General features: G+C 66.5%; 15 protein-coding genes. 9 read left to right on the top strand and 6 right to left on the bottom strand.

Annotated elements, in window-relative coordinates; all coding sequences use genetic code 11:
• From NK1_RS35170 to NK1_RS29070, 5 genes are all read left to right on the top strand, one after another.
• Window positions 1-243 (top strand): LbetaH domain-containing protein (locus NK1_RS35170; RefSeq protein ID WP_501193608.1); only part of this gene is annotated, 243 nt, incomplete at its 5' end.
• Window positions 244-323: 80 nt separating this feature from the next.
• Window positions 324-1,607 (top strand): erythromycin esterase family protein, encoded by a 1,284-nt coding sequence (locus NK1_RS29080; RefSeq protein WP_063013837.1) that lies wholly within the window; start codon window positions 324-326, stop codon window positions 1,605-1,607.
• Window positions 1,608-1,853: 246 nt separating this feature from the next.
• Window positions 1,854-3,380 (top strand): ISL3 family transposase, encoded by a 1,527-nt coding sequence (locus NK1_RS29075; RefSeq protein ID WP_157104489.1) that lies wholly within the window; start codon window positions 1,854-1,856, stop codon window positions 3,378-3,380.
• An 816-nt stretch (window positions 3,381-4,196) separates the two neighbouring features.
• Window positions 4,197-4,385, top strand: coding sequence for a helix-turn-helix transcriptional regulator (locus NK1_RS34050; protein WP_084461723.1), 189 nt, complete (start codon window positions 4,197-4,199; stop codon window positions 4,383-4,385).
• 301 nt (window positions 4,386-4,686) lie between these two features.
• Window positions 4,687-5,730, top strand: coding sequence for a tyrosine-type recombinase/integrase (locus tag NK1_RS29070; RefSeq protein ID WP_167354313.1), 1,044 nt, complete (start codon window positions 4,687-4,689; stop codon window positions 5,728-5,730).
• 27 nt (window positions 5,731-5,757) lie between these two features.
• On the opposite strand, the gene NK1_RS29065 is transcribed toward NK1_RS29070, so the two are convergent.
• Together NK1_RS29065 and NK1_RS29060 are read right to left on the bottom strand one after the other, a co-directional pair.
• Complete coding sequence (locus NK1_RS29065; protein WP_063013857.1) at window positions 5,758-6,879, bottom strand: acyl-CoA dehydrogenase family protein; 1,122 nt, start codon at window positions 6,877-6,879, stop codon at window positions 5,758-5,760.
• 124 nt (window positions 6,880-7,003) lie between these two features.
• Window positions 7,004-8,014 (bottom strand): AraC family transcriptional regulator, encoded by a 1,011-nt coding sequence (locus NK1_RS29060; protein ID WP_063013833.1) that lies wholly within the window; start codon window positions 8,012-8,014, stop codon window positions 7,004-7,006.
• Between the two features lie 150 nt (window positions 8,015-8,164).
• Between NK1_RS29060 and NK1_RS29055 the strand changes: the two genes are divergently transcribed.
• Both NK1_RS29055 and NK1_RS29050 read left to right on the top strand, forming a co-directional pair.
• Window positions 8,165-9,172, top strand: coding sequence for a zinc-binding alcohol dehydrogenase family protein (locus tag NK1_RS29055; protein ID WP_063013831.1), 1,008 nt, complete (start codon window positions 8,165-8,167; stop codon window positions 9,170-9,172).
• A 75-nt stretch (window positions 9,173-9,247) separates the two neighbouring features.
• On the top strand, window positions 9,248-10,168 hold the full coding sequence (locus tag NK1_RS29050; RefSeq protein ID WP_084461725.1) for an alpha/beta fold hydrolase: 921 nt from the start codon (window positions 9,248-9,250) through the stop codon (window positions 10,166-10,168).
• Between the two features lie 5 nt (window positions 10,169-10,173).
• On the opposite strand, the gene NK1_RS29045 is transcribed toward NK1_RS29050, so the two are convergent.
• From NK1_RS29045 to NK1_RS29030, 4 genes are all read right to left on the bottom strand, one after another.
• Entirely contained in the window at window positions 10,174-11,574 is a 1,401-nt protein-coding gene (locus NK1_RS29045) for a WS/DGAT/MGAT family O-acyltransferase (RefSeq protein ID WP_063013829.1), read from the bottom strand.
• A gap of 56 nt (window positions 11,575-11,630) precedes the next feature.
• Entirely contained in the window at window positions 11,631-12,344 is a 714-nt protein-coding gene (locus tag NK1_RS29040; RefSeq protein ID WP_063013853.1) for a polysaccharide deacetylase family protein, read from the bottom strand.
• Window positions 12,345-12,393: 49 nt separating this feature from the next.
• Window positions 12,394-14,409, bottom strand: a complete 2,016-nt coding sequence (locus NK1_RS29035; RefSeq protein ID WP_063013827.1) for an SDR family oxidoreductase — start codon at window positions 14,407-14,409, stop codon at window positions 12,394-12,396.
• Window positions 14,410-14,727: 318 nt separating this feature from the next.
• Window positions 14,728-15,408: a biliverdin-producing heme oxygenase gene (locus tag NK1_RS29030; RefSeq protein WP_063013825.1), complete on the bottom strand. Its 681-nt coding sequence runs from the start codon at window positions 15,406-15,408 to the stop codon at window positions 14,728-14,730.
• 548 nt (window positions 15,409-15,956) lie between these two features.
• Between NK1_RS29030 and asnB the strand changes: the two genes are divergently transcribed.
• Both asnB and NK1_RS29020 read left to right on the top strand, forming a co-directional pair.
• Entirely contained in the window at window positions 15,957-17,801 is a 1,845-nt protein-coding gene (asnB, locus tag NK1_RS29025) for an asparagine synthase (glutamine-hydrolyzing) (RefSeq protein WP_063013823.1), read from the top strand.
• A 188-nt stretch (window positions 17,802-17,989) separates the two neighbouring features.
• The gene (locus NK1_RS29020) at window positions 17,990-19,225 is read left to right on the top strand and encodes a cytochrome P450 (RefSeq protein WP_063013821.1); all 1,236 of its coding nucleotides are present in this window, start codon (window positions 17,990-17,992) and stop codon (window positions 19,223-19,225) included.
• The last annotated feature ends 8 nt before the right edge of the window (window positions 19,226-19,233 follow it).

Raw genomic sequence — 19,233 nt, 5'->3', positions numbered from 1 at the left:
GGCGTGCGCATCGGCCACGGCGCCATCGTCGGCGCCGGTTCCGTGGTGACCTCCGACGTCCCGGACTACGGCATCGTCGGCGGCAATCCGGCCCGGCTCATCCGTCACCGCTACAGCGCGGCGGATATCGACCGTCTGCTGGCCCTCGGCTGGTGGGACTGGCCGATCGCGCACATCGACGAGCACGTCCGCACGATCATGTCCGGCACCGTCGACGACCTGGAGAAAGCGGCACCCGCATAGGCGGTACAGCCACCACACAGCCCGCGTTCCACACCGTTGACCCTTCGCCAGTCGGCGCTGTCCCAGAATCGAGTGACTGCATGCCCGTATCACCTCATCGCGCCCCGCTATCCGGCTGGCTTCGCAACCACGCCGTGCCACTGACGCATCTCGATCCCGACGACCCGGTCGACGACCTCGAACCACTGCGCGAGGTCATCGGTGATGCCCGCGTCGTCGCGATCGGCGAGAACTCTCACTTCATCACCGAGTTCAAACAGATGAGGCAGCGCATCCTGCGCTTCCTGGTCGAACGCTGCGATTTCACCGTCCTGGCATTCGAGTACGGCTTCAGCGAGGGGTTCCCCCTCGACGCCTGGGCACAGGGTGCGGGCACCGATGACGAGCTGGCGACCCACCTGGCCGGGACGATCCCGGTCGGAGTCGACGAGCCGTTGCGCTGGATCCGCCGGCACAATGCCACGGCAGCCACGCCCGTGCGCTTCGCCGGCATCGACATCCCGGCCGCCGGCGGGTCCTTGCTCCCCGCGCTGGGCCCGGTCGCCGACTACCTGCGCGAGGTCGACCCGCAGACGCTGCCGGCAGTCGAGACTGCGACACGGATCGCCGCGTCCTTCGCCGGCGCCTCCGCAGCCTCGGCCGCCCCGGCGTGGACCCGCCTCCCTGCCCCCGATCAGGACGCGCTCAGCGCGATCCTGGCTCGCCTGCTCATCCGCTTCCGAGCCGTCGAATCGCTGTATGTGTCCCGCAGCGATCAGCGCCGCTATGACATCGCCCGCCGTCACCTCGAGGCTGCCGGCAGCGCCGATTACGGCTTCCGCGCGATGGCCGATCTCTTCGCCGGGACCGGCCTCGCCGCCGACACTTCGGCCCGGGACAGCTATATGGCCGAGTCGGTCCTGTGGCATTTGCGACGCTGTGCACCCGGGACCCGCATCGTCCTGGCCGCCCACAACGCCCACATCCAGAAGGAGCCGGTCTCCTTCGGCGGGCACCTGACCGGATTCCCTATGGGGCACTACCTGCACCGCGCCCTGGGCGACGACTACTTCGCACTCGGCCTGACCAGCACCGAAGGACATACCGCGGATATGCGTCCCGACGAAAACGCGCCCTTCGGCTTCACCGTCGAACCAACACCACTGCAGCAGCCCGAACAAGGAAGCATCGAGGCCTCGTTCACCGACGCCGGTATCGGACCCGCCCTCGTCGATCTTCGCCGCGCACGCCACGAAAGCACCGGCGGCCCCGGCCCCGACCGCACACGACTACAGAGCGCTTACCTCCATATCCCTGTCCTCGACGCCTTCGACGCCGTACTCAACACCGCGACCTCCACGGTGGCCGACGACGTCGGACACTGATCCGCCACACTCCCGCGCCCTCGGGCGTCCACGAGCATCAGCGACCTGGTAGTTCGCCGTCGTTTCGGCGAAGGCTGTCGCAAGGAGTCGCTTCTCGCCAACTGGCTGTCGTCATATGTGGTGGCGGGGTCAGCGGCCACCGCGAGGTCGACTCAACAACGCGCGGGGGCCGTGGGGAGTGTCGGATTACCGGCTCTGGCTCACTTCCGGTGGTGTGATGTGACGGTCTGACGGCACGATGCTTTGGTGGGTGTGGTGAATGTTGCTGTCGGGCTTGCATTCTCGGGCCTGTCGGCGCTGGTGATAGACGCTGTTGGCGATGAGGGTTCGCGGATCGTGGTGCGGGCCAGGACAGCGCCCGGTCCGGCGGTGTGCTCACGTTGCGGCGCGGCGTCAGCGAAGATCCATAGCTACCACCACCGGACAGTTGCGGATCTGCCGATCGACGGTCGTGTGGTGGTCCTGCGGGTGCGGGTTCGGCGGCTGCTCTGTCCGACGCCGCTGTGCTGCCGGACCTTTCGTGAACAGGTGCCTGGCCTGCTCGAACGCTACCAGCGCCGCACTGCCCGGCTGACCGGTCAGGTGCGGGCGCTCGTGAGAGAACTCGCCGGCCGGGCCGCGGTCCGTGTGCTGGCCGCGTTGCCGGTTCGGATGTCTCGCCATACCGCGGTGCGAGTGTTGTTGCGGATTCCGCTCCCGCACCGACCGATTCCACCGGTCATCAGCGTGGACGACTTCGCGCTGCGGCGCCGGAACCGTTACGGCACTGCGGTTATCGACGCGGTCACCCACGAACGGATCGATGTCCTGGCCGACCGCAAATCCGACACGCTCGAAGCGTGGCTCCGTGACAACCCCGGTGTAGAGGTCGTCGTCCGCGATGGATCAGCCACCTACGCCGAAGCGATCCGGCGCGCACGGCCCGGCGCGTTGCAGGTCAGTGACCGCTGGCACCTGTGGCACGGCCTGGCCCGATCGGTGAGAGAGGTCGTCGCCGCGCACGGCCGATGCTGGGCCGCAGCCGGCCCGAAACGGCAAACCCTCACCCGCGAGACCACCACGCTCGAACGGTGGCATGCGGTGCACGATCTGCTCGATCAAGGTGTCGGCCTGTTGGACTGCGCCCGCCGCCTCGGTCTGGCGTTGAACACCGTAAAACGCTACGCTCGCGCATCCGAGCCGGACCAGCTGCGCCGCCCACCGTATTACCGGGCCTGCCTGGTCGACCCCTACCGCGACCACCTGCGGCAGCGCCGCACCGAACAGCCTGGGGTTCCGGTCCTGCACCTGTTCCACGAGATCAAGGCCCTCGGCTACACCGGCAGCCTGAACCTGCTGCACAAATACCTCAACCAGGGCCGCGCCGAGAACGACCGGATCATTCCCTCGCCGCGGCGGTTGACTTCGTGGATCATGAGCCGGCCCACCGATCTTCCCGCCGGGCGCCGCGCTCATCTGGACGAACTGGTCGCCGCCTGCCCCGAGATGACAGACCTGGCCCGGCTCGTCGGCGAGTTCGCGTCGATCCTGGCCGAACGCCGCGGCAGCGACCTGAACGGGTGGATGAAGCAGGTCCGCGAGGCCGGGCTGACCGAACTCGACCCGTTCCTGCGCGGCCTCCACCAGGACCACGACGCCGCGGTCGCCGGCCTGACCGTGCCCTACAGCAACGGCCCGATAGAAGGCGTCAACACGAAAACCAAGCTAATCAAACGACAAATGTACGGACGGGCCAGCTTCGAACTACTCCGACACCGGATCCTGCTCGCATAGACGAGCCGCCACCGGAAGTGAGCCAGAGCCGGAGCACCGACAGTCCCGCGCACAGCACACGACGCTGATGGAGGGTGTCTGCTCATCTGCATGAAGTGGAGCGCGCGAAACGGACGAGCGTCCTCTGCTGGGTGATTGGCGAGGATTGATATTCGGCAAATTTGCCAGCTTTGGTTCCGCGTACGGCGAGCTTGCCGGCAAATCGATAGAGTGTTAAGCGCGTGGCGCAGAGACGCTTTCGTGGCACGCTGCTTGGGGGAGCCCGGTTCCGCCCCCAGACCGGCACCGGGTCTCGCCGGCTCACCTCTTATCCGCTCCTTCAATGGCATCCGGCACCAAGAAGTGAAATCAGTGGTTGTGGAGGTACGCGAGGGCGCACAAGGTAGTGCGCCGACAGGAATCAGGGTGGCCAGGTGCGCGACGGTCGCGGTTCACTGCCCCGGCCGCAGCGGAGAGGCCAATGCTGATCGAAACATCGAACATCCGTTGTCTGTCGCGGTGAGGTGCTTCGGCCGACGTCCGGCTACGTGCTCGATGCGAATAACAAGTGCGTCTCATCGCTGCTCGGAACGCGCGTCGAGCGTATGGTGGCGAACGCGAGGGATTGACTGGTCTCCTGACATGTCGGAGGCATGTTGTGACCGCCTTTTGTCCTTGCGGCGGGCAAGTTCGTCCCGCGCCTTCAATCCCGGTCCCTGAATTCTCTGGGAATCTCGGCTGTACGCCCGACCGGTTGTCACGCCAAAAGACTTGTATCGCAGCGCGACTGGGGCATGAGTCGGCACGGCGAACTGCGGGCTTAGTGGGGATCTCGGGATGATTACAGATGACGTCTGGCTCACGACAGACGAAGTAGCTGCGCGCTTGAAGATCCCACGAAAGACCCTCGCGGTCTGGGCGTCGATGGGGCGGGGCCCGCGCTATGTGCGGATGGGAAAACATCGCCGCTACAGACTCGTGGATCTCGTCGCGTGGGAGCAGGCGCAACTCGAAGGCAGATCCTGATCCCCCAGGCGGTCGGCACACCCCCGCCCGCCGACCATAGCTATTTCTCTGCAACACCAATGATCTTGAAATCTATCGCCGGGCAGGCTTGGTTAAAAGCGTCCAACACTCGTAGCCCGTAATTGCGAAAGGACGGAAGGATATGGCACACATTCAGAGACGTGTTTGGGGGCGAACTGTCAGCTACGTGGTCCGTTGGGTGGATCCTGACGGCAGCGAGCGCTCAGAGTCGTTCGCAAAGCGTGGCCGATACGACCAACCAGGGACGGCCGAGCATTACAAGCATCAGCTGGAGACGCGTATGGCTCGTGGCACGTACGTCGACCCGGATCTGGCGAAGGTTCTTCTGAAAGTTGAGGTGGACAAGTGGGTTCGGCGGGCGCGAACCGAGACGACTCGCTACCAGCGGCAGAACTTCGCCAACAATCTCGGCGAACTAGCTTCGATGGCGATCGGCGCGATCCGTCCTTCGGATATCCGGGACTGGCTGGACCACCTTCGATTGGGCCGGCCGTGGTGTCAGGGGCGCGCGTTGGGGGAGAACTCGGTCGCCCTGCAGTTTCAGTTCCTGTTCACGGTGTTGAATATCGCTACGGAAGACGGTGTCTTGGTGGCGAATCCGTGCCGGAAGGTGGAACGGCCGAGTCGTCCGGAGGCCGAGAAGTCGCCTGCGGAGTTGCTGACCGTTGAGCAGATCCGTTCTTTGATCCGCCACTCGAACAGGCAGACCGGCTGCATGATGCTGCTGACGGCGCAGACCGGTCTTCGTCCGAGCGAGGTTGCCGGTTTGCGGGTGTGCGATGTCGATTTTCTTCGCAGGAAGATCTTTGTGGTGCAGCAGGCCAACCACTTTCGCGGGAAAGCTCCGACGGCGCGGCTGAAGACGCCGCGAAGCAAGCGGACCGTGCCGCTACCGGCGGAAGCCCATCGCGAACTCAGCGCCTTCCTCGCGACCGTCGATCGTGGGAGAAGCGACTTGCTGTTCTATACCAAGGTGGGTCGCCCATGGTCTGCCGATGGGATGGGGCAGAGGTTCCGCGAGATCGGTGTGAAGGCGGGCGTGCCGCGGGGGTTCACGTGGCACGACTTGCGGCACTTCTATGCCTCCGCGCTGATCGCGAAGGGTGCCTCGGTGAAGACCGTGCAGGCACGGTTGGGCCACGCGAGCGCGAACGTCACCTTGCAGGTGTACACGCATCTGTGGCCCGACCATGACTCTCATACGGTCTCCGCGATCGACGACATCTTCCATCAGTCTGGAAGTAACCCCCCAGGGGTACGGGAGAAATCCGAGGCGGACTTCGACGACGGACGGGAGGAAGACGGGAGCGCCGCCACATCCTGACCCCGAAACCGCCTCTCACCACCCGATCTACAAGCTACGCCCGATAATCAGCTTCATGATCTCGTTCGTCCCCCCATAGATCTTCTGAATCCGAGCATCCGTGAACACCCGCGAGATCGGATATTCCGCCATATACCCGTATCCGCCGAACAGCTGCAGGCATTCGTCGGCGACGCGGCACTGTTGTTCGGTCAGCCACCATTTGGCTTTGGCGGCGGTGGGGATGTCGAGCTCGGCGCGGAGGTGTTTGGTGACGCAGTCGTCGAGGAAGGCCCAGGCGACCGAAGCGATGGTGTCGCATTCGGCGAGGGTGAACTGGGTGTTCTGGAAGTTGAAGATGGGTTTGCCGAAGGCCTGGCGTTCCTTGGTGTAGGCGACGGTCATCTCGACGGTCTTCTCGACCGCCGCCGCGGCGGCGACGGCCAGGATGAGGCGTTCCTGGGGGAGTTGCTGCATGAGCTGGATGAAGCCGGCGCCTTCGGTGGCGCCGAGGAGGTTGGTTTTCGGGACACGCACGCCGTCGAAGAACAGTTCGCAGGTGTCCTGGCCGTGCTGGCCGACCTTCTCGAGGTTGCGGCCGCGCCGGAAGCCGTCGCGGTCGGTCTCCACGGCGATCAGCGAAACCGATTCCGCGCCTTTGCCTTCGGAGGTCTTGGCGGCGACGATCACCAGATCGGCGAGCAGGCCGTTGGAGATGAAGGTCTTGGCGCCGTCGATGACGTAGTGGTCACCGTCGGCGACGGCCCGGGTGCGGATGCCCTGCAGGTCGGAGCCGGTGCCCGGTTCGGTCATGGCGATCGCGGCGACGATCTCGCCGGAGGCCATCTTCGGCAGCCATGCCTGCTTCTGTTCCTCGGTGCCGTAGGCGTTGATGTAGTGCGCGACGATCGTGGAATGCACCGGGTTGCCCAGGCTGGGTGCCATGGCGCGGGTCTGCTCGATCGCGATCACGGCCTCGTGGGCGAAGGTACCGCCGCCACCGCCGTACTCCTCGGGGATGGAGATGCACAGCAGGCCCAGTTCGCCTGCGCGATTCCAGATTTCGCGGTCGACGTGGTGCTGGCGACCCCAGCGATCCTCGTTCGGTGCGCATTCCTTCTCGAAGAATCGGCGCGCCAAATCGGTGAGCGCGTCGAGATCTTCGTCCATCCACGGGGACCGATGCACCGGCACGGGGGAACTCCTCTGGTCGAATACAGTGTTCGTTCGCCAAGGTAGGAGGGTGCCGCGCGGCAGCCAATGACCGCAGCGCTCGATCTTGTGACCGGATCGCTCAGGGTGCGGCGGGGCCGCGATAGGAGCCGGGGGAACTGCCGGTCCAGCGCCGGAACGCGCGGGAGAAGGCGCTGGGTTCGGAGAAGCCGAGCCGGCGCGAGATCGCCGTCACCGTCTCGCCGCGCACCAGGGCCGCGATCGCGGCATCGCGCAGGATCTGCTCGCGGATGCGACTGGGTGAGGTGTGTTCGTCGCTCAATTTGCGGCGCAGTGTCGCGGGGCTGACGGCCAGTTCGGCGGCGATCTGCTCGACGCCGGGCCAATGTCGTGGTCCGCCGCGTTCCAGGATCCGGCGTACCTGCGCCGCGGTGGACACCGAATCGTCACCGCGGCCGATCACGGCCTCGGGTGCGTTGCGCAGGAAGCGCAGCAGATCGTCCTCGTCGCGCACGAGGGGCGCGGTGAGGACGGCGGCATCGAAGACCAGGGCCGGATCCGGTGCCGAAAAACATACCGGCGCACCGAAGATCAGATCGTAGTCGTCGAGATCGTTGGGCGGATAGGGGACTTCGACGCGCAGCAGTCGCAGCGAGCCGCCGACCGACCAGTCCAGGAAGCGGTAGACGACCATCAACATGGTGTCGATGATCAGGCTGTGCGGATGGCGAATACCACTGAGGTCGAACGAGATTCGCGCCTCCCCGGCGTCGGTGCTCACTCGCAGCGGCGGAAATCCGGGCAGGGCCTTCTGGAACATCCGGAACCGGTGCAGTGCGGCGGCGATATCGCGGGAACCGAGCAGGGCGAAGCACACCAGACGGAAGGTGCCGCGCGGCATCGGATGGCGGCCCAGTCCGAGTAGTTCGTCGTCGGTGCTGCGCCACAGTCGCTGCACCAGGTGCACGGCCTGTCCGACGGTGACGCGGGCGCGTCCCTGATCCAGCAGTTGCGGCGCGATCCCGGCTTCGGCGAGCAGTTCCCCGGTGTCCCAGCCGCGTCGGCGCGCGAGGTCGACGATCGCGTGCACACGCCCGATGGGCAGGGTGAAGGCGGTCGACGGCGCGGGCACGCAGCGACGCTATCAACGCCGCGTTCCGGTGGTCGTGACCGCCTCGGCGGCCGGATACGCCGGGTTCGTCGGTGTGCGCGACTACCATCGATCTTCCCGCCGTGGCGCGGGCGTTCCGGTGTCGGAAGGAGTGCGATGAATCCTGCGACGATGGCCGCCTGGCAGGTGGTGCGGCCCGGCCCGATCGACGAATCCCCGCCGGTCCGCACCCGGATCCCCATTCCGGAGCCGGCCGCGGGCGAGGTGCTGGTGCGGGTGCTGGCCTGCGGGGTGTGCCGCACCGATCTGCATGTGGCAGAGGGTGATCTGCCGGTGCGCCGGCAGCGGGTGGTGCCCGGCCACGAGGTCGTCGGGGAGGTGGTCGCGGTGGGCGCCGGGGCGACGGCCGTCGTGCCCGGTGACCGGGTCGGTATCGCGTGGTTGCGCAGCACGTGCGGGGTGTGCGCGTACTGCCGGCGCGGCGCGGAGAATCTGTGCCCGAATTCGCAGTACACCGGATGGGATGCCGACGGTGGTTATGCCGAATATGCCACGGCCCCTGCCGATTACGTGTATCCGCTGCCCTCCGGATACGCGGATGCGGAGCTGGCCCCGCTGCTCTGTGCCGGCATCATCGGCTACCGGGCGCTGCGGCGGGCATCGCTGCCGAAAGGGGGACGGCTCGGCATCTACGGGTTCGGCGGCAGCGCGCATCTGGCCGCGCAGGTCGCCCTGGCTCAGGGCGCCGAGGTGCATGTGATGACCCGCGATGCCGCCGCGCGGGAGCTGGCGCTGGCGCTGGGCGCGGCGTCGGCGCAGGGTGCGGCCGATCCGCCGCCGGTGCCGCTGGATTCGGCGATTCTGTTCGCGCCGGTCGGCGATCTCGTCCTGCCCGCGCTGGCGGGGCTGGATCGCGGCGGGGTGCTGTCGATCGCAGGCATCCACCTCACCGATATTCCGGTGCTGAATTATCAGCGCCATCTGTTCCAGGAGCGCGAGATTCGTTCGGTCACCGCCAATACCCGCGCGGACGGACGCGAGTTCCTGGAGTTCTGCGCCCAGCACCGGATGCAGGTTCGCATCAACCCCTATCCGCTCGAATCCGCCGACCGGGCGCTGGCCGATCTGGCACACGGCCGGTTCGCCGGTGCGGCGGTGTTGCTTCCCGGAGGCCGGTGACCGCATCGGCACCCGGTACCATCGAATTGGAACGTGTTCTAATTCATGACCGGGCCGGCGATGCGGGAGGATGCGATGGCGGCAGAGCGGCAGACGGCGGGCAATGGTCGCGGAGCGGCCGGCGGGCGATTCGGTACGCGCGTATCGCGCACGAACTCGGTGCCGGCGGGCCGGATGGTGGATCTGCCCGGGCGCGGGCGGACCTATCTGGTCGATATTCCCGGGCCCGAGGGCGCGCCGGCGGTGATCCTGTTGCACGGCCTGGTGACCACCGCGATGTTGAACTGGTTCCCGGCTCTGGCGGAGTTGTCCGAACACTATCGGGTGGTGCTGTTCGACCAGCGCTGGCATGGGCACGGAATCCGTTCGCCGCGTTTCGATCTGAACGATCTCGCCGACGACGTCGTCGCGGTGGCGGAGGTGACCGGCGTGGAACGGCCGATCCTGGCCGGGTACTCCATGGGCGGTATCGTCGCCCAATCGGTGGCGCACCGGCGGCCGGACCTCGTCGGCGGCCTGGTGTTGTGCGCGACGACCTACCGATTCCGGGAGAAGTGGCGTGAGCGGCTGTTCCACGGCGGTATGGCGCTGGTGGCCGGGGTGATGACCGAGACGGCCGGTCGCCGTGTGGCGCAGGCGGCGAACAAACTGCCGCATATGCCCGAAATATCCTGGGAGACAGGGCGAATGGATCGGTGGGCGCTGGCCGAGCTGCGCACCACCAGCGGGTGGGCGATGACTCAGGCGATCGCCGAACTGGGGCGCTTCGATTCCTCGCCGTGGCTGTCGAGCCTGGATGTGCCCACGGGCGTGGTGATCACGACACACGACCACGCGCTGCCGGTCTACCGGCAGCTGGAAATGGCGAAAATGATTGCCGGAGCGGAGATTTTCCTCGTACCGGCCGGACATGCGGCCTGTGTACTCGAGGCGGACGCCTTTGTCCCTGTACTCCTCGAGGCCTGCGCGGCGGTGGCCGCTCGGCGGGCGAGCTGACGCGCTCAGCGCTGCGCGTTTGCCGCCTTCTGGAGCGCGCAGATGCTGTCGTGCACGGCCTCGGCCATCCGGTCCGGATCGGGGACGAGCTCACGACAGGCGATGAAGCCGAAATCGAGGTCGCCGTTGGCCGACAGCACCGTGACGTTGAGGCCGGCGCCGTGGAACACCGGGCCGAACGGGAACAACGAGTCGATGCGGTGGCCGAGGAAATACAGCGGCTGCTGCGGTCCGGGCACATTGGAGATCACCAGGTTGTGCACCACCGGATGGCGTTCGGCGAGTTTGAACGACGAATAGGCGCGCACCGCGATCCGGAATGTGTTCGGCGGGGCGTATTCGGCCCAGTCCTGCAGGAAGTCCGCGCCCAGCACCTCGTGTTCCTCCTTCGCGCCGACGTTGGCCTGCGCAATCAGCCGCAGCCGCTCCACCGGATCGTCGACGTCGGTGTAGAGCTGGGCGAACAGGGTCGACACCTTGTTGACGCCGCGTTCGTGCCGTGAGGTCTCGTGGGTGGAGACGGGCACCGAGGCGATCAGCGAGGTCTCCGGCAGTTCGTCGTGTTCGCTCAGATATTGCCGAAGCGCCCCCGCGATGACGGTGAGGACCACGTCGTTGATCTTCACACCGAACGCCGCCCGAATCTCCTTGATATCGGCGAGCGGCGCGGTGGTGAAGGCGACGCTGCGATGGCGGGTGATGGTGCGGTTGAACGGCGTGCGCGGCGCGGTGAACGGCAGGGCCATGCCCTGTTTGTCGGCGCGGCGGCGCTGCACCATCCCGCCCAGCTTGCCCAGTGTTTTCGGGACCATGCCGACCACGCCGAGTTTCACCGGCATGCGGATCAGCCCCTCGGCGGCGAGGGCGAGATCGTTGGGCTCGTTCGACTTGTCGTGGACTTCGGCCGGCGGATCGGGATAGCGCACGCCCGGTTCGGCATCGCACAGATACGCCATCATGTCGGCGCCGGTGACCCCGTCGACGGCGGCGTGATGGTATTTCGAGACGACGGCGACCTTGCCGTCGGCCAAGCCCTCGATCACCCACATCTCCCACAGCGGCCGGGTGCGATCCATGGGCTGTCCGGCGAGATCGCCGACCAGTTCGGCGAGTTCCTTCGGTCCGCCGGGGGAAGGCAGGCCGAGGCGGTGCATATGCCGGTCGAGGTCGAAGCCGGTGTCGGTGACCCAGACCGGGTGGTCGAGGTCGAACGGGACCCGATGGACGCGGCGGCGCATGGAGGGCACCAGGTGCAGGCGGCGCCCCAGTTCCTCCTTCAATGCGGTGAATTCGTAGTCCGTCCCGTCGGCGGGCGGGTCGAGAATCAGCAGCGCGCACACGTGCAGCAGTTGGGTGTCGGTCTCCAGGTACAGAAAGCTGGCATCCAGCCCGGTCAATCGCTCCATACCTATAGACTATTAGAACACGTTCTAGTTTTGGGCGAAACAGCCGGGGAGTTCGGTCACATTCCGGTGGGTTTCGTGCCAGCGATCAGTTGCGAGACGGTCACGAAACCGTAACCGCGCGAACGGAGTTCCGCGACGATGCGCGGAATCGCCGCCGCTGCGGCCGGTTGGTACATCGCATGCAACAAGATTATCGATCCCGGCCGGGCGCGGTTCACCGTGTCCGAGACTATGGCATCGGTGCTCGCGCCACCCGTGGAATCGGATTCGACATCCCACATCACGGTCGTGCGATCGTGGCGGGACAGATACCAGGGCAGCGCGACCAGCTTCTTGCCGTGGGGCGGGCGGAAGGTCACCGGGCCGTGGTACCCGGTGCGCTCGATTTCGGCATCGGTGCGCTCGACCTCGTCGCGGACCGTGGCGGGAGTGACGAACACGAGCCGTCGATGGGTGTAGCTGTGATTACCGAGCTCGTGTCCAGCCGCCGCGATCTGCGCACCGTAGTCGCGATGGGCGGCCAGGTCGCGGCCGACGAGATAGAAGGTGGCCGGAATGTGTTCGGCGGCAAGTGTTTCCAGGATCGCCGGGGTGCGGTCGGTGGGGCCGTCGTCGATGGTCAGCGCGACGACCTTTCCGGCCGTGTCGACGCGGTGGACCAGGCGGCCGGCGACCTGGAAGGTCCGCGAATTCATCAGGACGTAGGTGCCGATCGACAGCACGGCCGCGAGGACGACGACGAGCGCGCCGCCGAGCAGAAGCCTGCGTATCACCGGCGAAACCTACCACCGGACACCGGGTCCGGTGGTAGGTGCGGATTCACCAGTGCAGGCCGGGCAACCGGTTGATGATCCGAGCCGCGGGGGTGGGCAATCCCATCAGCGGCTGCACCACCGGTGCGAGCGCCAGCAGCGGGCTGCGGCCGCCGGTCTCGGCCGTATCCCTCGATGCGGTGCGGCCGTGCCGGGCCGCTGCGGATTCGCCGGTCCGCCGGAAGCCCTGGTGCAGAATGGCCTTCTTCACCGAGGGCATCACCGTGTCGACGACCTGGGCGAAGGTGCCGATCGGTGTGTCGATGCGCGCGGGCCGCTCCTCGAGGGCGCGCACCACGATCGCCGCCGCCTGTTCGGGGCTGTGCACCGGCAGTGATCGGTACATCTCGGTCGGCGCGATCATCGGGGTGCGCACCAGCGGCATCCGCACCGAGGTGAAGGTGATGCCGGCGTCGGCGTTCTCGACCGCCGCGATCTCGCTGAAGGTGTCCAGCGCCGATTTGCTCGCCACGTAGGCGGCGAAACGCGGCTGTTTGGTCTGCACCGCGATCGAGGAGATGTTGACGACGTGGCCGAAGCGGCGTTCCCGCATGGCCGGCAGCAGGGCCAGGATCAGCCGCACCGCGCCGAAGTAGTTGACGGCCATCGTCCGCTCGAAATCGTGCATGCGATCGGTGGAGTTCAGCACGGAGCGACGGATGGAACGGCCGGCGTTGTTCACCACGTAGTCGACGTGGTGATGGTCGGCGAGCACCTGCTTGACCAGCAGCTCGACCGCCTTCTCGTCGGTGATGTCGCACGAATAGCTGTAGGCGTCGCCGCCCTGCTCGCGCACCTGGGCGGCCGCTGCCTCGAGTTCGTCGATCCCGCGCGCGACCATCAGCACCGTCGCACCGCGGCGCGCCACCGCGTGCGCGGTCGCCAGGCCGATACCGGAGGAGGCGCCGGTGATGAGCACGATCCGGTCGCGCAGCCGGTCGCCGCCGCCGTGCCGGCGTGCCCGGTCGGGATCCAGATGTGCGCGCCAGTACCGCCACAGATTCTCGGCGTAGGTGTCGAAGGCGGGGACCTCGAGGTCGGTGCGGCGCAGCAACGCCCGGGTGGAATCGGAGACGAATTCCGACGCGAACGACGTGTGCGGGGCGACCTCGGCGGGAATGCCGAACTGGCTCAACAGGAAATCACGGGCCGCGGTGACACCGGGCAGGCGGTTCAACGTCGCCAGTGCGGTGTGACTGCCCGGAACCGGGCCCACGCCACCGGGTGCGCCGGCGGCCCGCGAGAGCGCGCTGTAGATCTCGGTGAACGGCTGCGGACGCGGATTGACCAGGTGGAAGGTGCGCTTGTTCAGACCCGGGCGGCCGATCAGTTCGACCATCGCCTGGGCGACGTAGTCGACCGGGACGATATTGGTGGCGCCCAGATCCGGCAGCGGCAGCGGCAGCCCGCCCGGCAGTGCGGCCAGCCGCGCGATGGCGGGGAAGAAGTAGTACGGACCGTCGATCTTGTCCATCTCACCGGTGCGCGAATCGCCGACCACGATCGCCGGGCGATAGACCCGCCAGCGCAGTCCCGTGCTCTCGCGAACCAGGCGCTCGGCCGCGAATTTCGTTCGATGATAAGGAGATTCGAGGTTCTGGCCGAGATCGAAATCGTCTTCGAAGAATTTTCCGTGATGGTCACCGGCCACCGCCACCGACGAGACGTGGTGGAGCATCGCACCCAGTTCTGTGGCGAGTGCGATCACCGCGCGGGTGCCGTTCACATTCGCCGCATAGGCGGATTCCTCATCGGCGGTCATGTCGTAGACCGCGCCCAGATGTACCACGTGCTGCGCGGCCGGCGGTTCGTCCGCCAGCCCCAGGCCCTCGGCCGTCAGGTCCCCGACCAGCGGAAACACTCGGTCGGTGGCATTCCATCGGGCCGCGAGCTCAGCCAGTTTGGCCGCCGACGCCTCACGGACGAGCACGTGCACCACGGCGTCGGTATCGGCGGAGAGGAGTCCTTCCACCACGCGCCGTCCCAGAAAACCCGTCCCACCGGTCACGATATAGGTAGCCATTACCCCTCCTTGCATGTCGAACATGTTGTCGCACAACGTTGTTCGTCCGACATGCGTCGGTGGATGCGGACTGAACGAAGCGGCCTCTATCAGAATCGAGGGCGCTGTAGGAACCCCTGCGTGCCTAACTGGTGAGTAACTTTAGCTGGCGGCGACTTGTGCCCGCAACCAAACGGCGCCCCCGGGTGGTGTGGGACTGGTCACCACGTGGGAGCGCCGATCGGTATGTGTAACAACGATTTTGATGTAACTCGGAGACGCACCTGGCTATCGAATGGCAACCTTCCGGTCGGCTGTCCAAGAACGCCTGGGGTGGGTTCAGCCTTCGCGGCGGACCGGGAATTCGCTTGCCAGATCGGCGAATACGGCACTGTTGAGATCGAAGGCGTGCCGGCACTCGCCGAGCACCCGCTGCTTCTCCAGATCGTCGACGGCCAGTTCGTCGAGCAGGGTGCGGTAGCCGCGCTTGAAGGCGGCCGGATTCGCGATCTGGTCGAAGACGTAGAAGCGCACCCCGTCGCCGCGCTTGGGCAGCTGCCACAGCTTCGCCGCGGTGCCGCGAATGACCTGACCGCCCGACAGATCGCCCAGATAGCGGGTGTAGTGGTGGGCCACGTACCCCGGGGGCCAGTGCAGCGCACACTCGGTGATCCGGGCGGCGTACTCGGCAGTGGCGGGGAGGGCGGTGATGTCGTCGCGCCACTGCGGCCCGCCCAGATGTGCCAGGTCGTCCTCGAGATGGGCAAGGCGTGCGAGTTCGGGCCGGATGAACGGGCCGGCGACCGGATTGGCGGCGAGTGCGTCCCAGTGCGCCTCGAGCGCCTGATAGATGTGCCAGAGCTGGCCGGTGTAGCGATAGAACGCGCTGACGTCCAGTGCGCCGCCCAGCATGTCGCTCATGAAGGTGGAATTCTCGGCGCGCTCGTGCTGTTCGGCGGTGGCGGAGCGGATCTGCGCGGAGAACGGCACGGGCTGCTCGGTAGAGGTGGCGTCCGGCATGATCGGAGATTTCCTCGCTTCGTAGGACGGCAAGTATGGGTTACCTAACTTCGCCTCCGACGATACCGGCCAGCGGCCGCGACGGAATCAAACTTTCGGACGAGAAACCCACGCGCGGGTGCGTGCGCAGAAGCAGTCAGGGGTGACGAAGTGCTGGTTTGTCGCCGGCGGTGGGGCTGAACAAATCGTGCAAACCTCACCGATGTTGCGAGTTTTCCGCCATTTTCGAGGAGGTTTGCACGAAAAGTTCAGCACCGTCGCGAGTGTGTCGCCGGGATCGGGCTGCTGGAGGGCAACCCGGCCGGCTACGGAAGTAGGCGCGGAGTGACGATAGGGGTGGTGGCGCGTTCGGTCGGGGCACTCCGGTCTGGCGTGACCGGTGATTTCCGGGCGTTCGCTCGCCGCGGGCGAACGGAACTATTCGGGCGAAAGCGGCGAGTTCGGACAAGCTCGGACAAGTCGGGCGCGTGGTGGCGCACGCGAGACTCCTTGTGTTACAACGGTTTTACGCATCGTTCACTAAGCTAACTACTTTGAGAGGCGGCGGAATGTGCGGAATCGCGGGCTGGGTGGCGTTCTCGGACGACCTCACCCGGCAGCAGGGGGTTATCGATGCGATGACCGAAACCATGGCCTGTCGCGGGCCGGACGGGCGAGGCACCTTCGTTCGTGAACACGCGGCACTGGGGCACCGGCGACTGGCCATCATCGATCTGCCCGGCGGCGCGCAGCCGATGACCGTGCCGACCCCGGCGGGCGATGTCGGGATGGTCTACTCGGGTGAGGCCTACAACTTCCGGGAACTGCGCGACGAACTGCGCGCTCTCGGGCACACCTTCGACACCGACAGCGACACCGAAGTGGTCCTGCACGGCTACCTGCAGTGGGGTGAGTCGGTCGTCGACCGTCTCAACGGCATGTACGCCTTCGCGATCTGGGACGAGCGCGACCAGAAGCTGGTCATGGTGCGCGACCGGATGGGAATCAAACCGTTCTACTACTACCCGACACCCGACGGCGTGCTGTTCGGCTCCGAGCCCAAGGCCATCCTCGCCAACCCGCTCGCGGCGAAGACGGTCGACCTCGACGGCCTGCGCGAGCTGTTCGCCATGACCAAACAGCCCGGCTGGTCGCTGTGGAAGGGCATGGCGGAGGTGCTGCCCGGCACGCTGGTCACGGTGGACCGCAACGGAATTCACACGCGCACCTATTGGCGGCTGCATGCCGTCGAGCACACCGACAGTCAGGAGCGGACCGTAGCTCGCGTACGCGAGCTGCTGACCGATATCGTCGATCGTCAGCTGATCTCCGATGTGCCGCGCTGCGTGCTGCTGTCGGGCGGACTGGACTCGAGCGCGATCACCGGACTGGCCGCCGCACGGCTCGCACGCGACGGCGAACAGTTGCGCACGTTCTCGGTGGATTTCGCCAACCAGGAGCAGAACTTCGTTCCCGACGAGATGCGCGACACCCCGGATTCACCGTTCGTGCGGGAGGTGGCGGCGCTGGTGCGCTCGGCCCATCGCGACGTGATGCTGAATCCGGCCGATCTGGCCGATGCGGCGGCGCGACGCGCGGTGGTCACCGCCCGCGACATCCCCGTCGGTTTCGGCGATATGGACACTTCGCTGTATCTGCTGTTCGCGGCCATCCGGCAGCAGTCGACCGTGGCGCTGTCGGGGGAGTCCGCCGACGAGGTGTTCGGCGGGTATCGCTGGTTCCACGACGAGGTGGCGCTGAAGGAGGACAACTTTCCGTGGCTCGCGTTCAACAGCGCCCTCACCGGCGACGCACGCTGGCAGATCCTGAACCCGGCCCTGCGTGAACGGCTGCGGCTCGAGGAGTTCGTCGCCGACCAGTACAGCGCGGCGGTGGCCGAGGTCGAGCACCTCGACGGCGAATCCGAGGTCGAACACCGGATGCGGACCGTCTGCCACCTGCACCTGACCCGATTCGTGCGCACGTTGCTCGACCGCAAGGACCGCGCGTCGATGGCGGTCGGCCTCGAAGTGCGGGTCCCGTTCTGCGACCACCGCCTGGTCGAATACGTCTACAACACCCCGTGGTCGCTGAAGACGTTCGACGGCCGGGAGAAGAGCCTGCTGCGGCACGCGACCGAGCATGTGCTGCCGGAATCGGTCGTGCGGCGGGTCAAGAGCCCATACCCGTCGACGCAGGATCCGGGCTATGCGGCGGTGCTGCAGCAGCAGGCGAAACACGTTCTCGCCGAGAGTGATCCACGGCTGTTCGAGCTCATCGACCGGCAGTGGCTGCAGCGGGCGGTTGCGCTCGACCCGGCAGGCATCGACAGCGCGGTGCGCGCCGGACTGGACCGCATCATCGATCTGCACAACTGGCTGGAGCTGTATTCTCCGCAACTGCAGCTGGATTGAGCGCTCTACCGGGGCCGGTCCCGACCTCGCGTCGGGGGCCGGCCCGGACGCTGTCCGCGCAGCTCAGAGATGGTGCCGGAGATTTGCTCTGGTGCCGGAACAAGCTCGTGAACATTATTTACTAATAGGTGTTCACAAAACGGATGTGGTGTGGTTCACTCCTAGGAACGTGTTCCAAAGGAGGTACCGTGTCCGCGCCGTCTCTGCCGTCCATCAGTCACGATTTCGATTTCACCGACCCCGATCTGCTCTCGCAGCGCCTGCCCGTGGCCGAATGGGCCGAACTGCGCCGCACCGCTCCGGTGTGGTGGGTCGACCAGCCCAACGGAGTAAGTGGCTTCGACGACGGCGGCTACTGGGTGGTGAGCCGGCTCGACGACATCAAGGAGATCTCGAAGAACTCCGAGGTCTTCTCCACGCAGGAGAACACCGCGGTGATCCGCTTCAACGGCGAGATCACCCGCGAGGAGATCGAGATCCAGCGGGCCATGCTGGTCAATACCGATCCGCCGGCGCACGACAAGCTGCGCCGCATCATCTCGCGCGGCTTCACCCCGCGTGCGGTGGAGAGTCTGCGGGCCGCGCTGCGCGAGCGCGCCGAGCGGATCGTGCACGAGGCGAAGAAGACCGGCGGCGGCGACTTCGTTCAGCAGGTGGCCTGTGAGCTGCCGCTGCAGGCCATCGCCGAACTGCTCGGCGTGCCGCAGGAGGATCGCGGCAAGCTGTTCGAGTGGTCCAACCAGATGATGGGCTACGACGACCCCGAGTACGCCGACAGCTACAAGATGGCCAACGCCCAGGTCATGGGCTACGCGTGGAACCTCGCCGAGGAGAAGCGCAAATGCCCGGCCGACGACATCGTCTCCCAGCTGCTCAACGCCGATATCGAGGGCGAGGCGCTGGGCTCGGAGGAGTTCGCGTGGTTCGTCATCCTGCTGGCCGTGGCAGGTAACGAGACCACCCGCAACGCCACCACCCACGGCATGAAGGCGTTCGTGGACAACCCGGCGCAGTGGGAGCTCTACAAGGCGGAGCGGCCGCGCACCGCGCCCGACGAGATCGTGCGCTGGGCGACCCCGGTGATCGCGTTCCAGCGAACCGCGTTGTCGGACACCGAAATCGGCGGCCAGGCCATCAAGAAGGGCCAGCGGATCGGCCTGTTCTACTCCTCGGCGAACTTCGACGAGGAACGTTTCGACAAGCCGTTCGAATTCGACATCATGCGAAACCCGAACCCGCACGTGGGATTCGGCGGCACCGGCACCCACTACTGCGTCGGCGCCAACCTGGCCCGGCTGCAGCTGGATCTGATCTTCAACGCCATCGCCGACGTGATGCCCAACCTGCGTGAGGTTTCCGAGCCGGTCCGGCTACGCTCGGGCTGGTTGAACGGAATCAAGAGCTGGCAGGTCGCCTACGAGTGAGCGCCGCG

The sequence above is a fragment of the Nocardia kruczakiae NBRC 101016 genome (assembly GCF_001612965.1).
Lineage (GTDB): Bacteria > Actinomycetota > Actinomycetes > Mycobacteriales > Mycobacteriaceae > Nocardia > Nocardia kruczakiae.
This window is presented reverse-complemented; position numbering and strand designations above follow the sequence as displayed.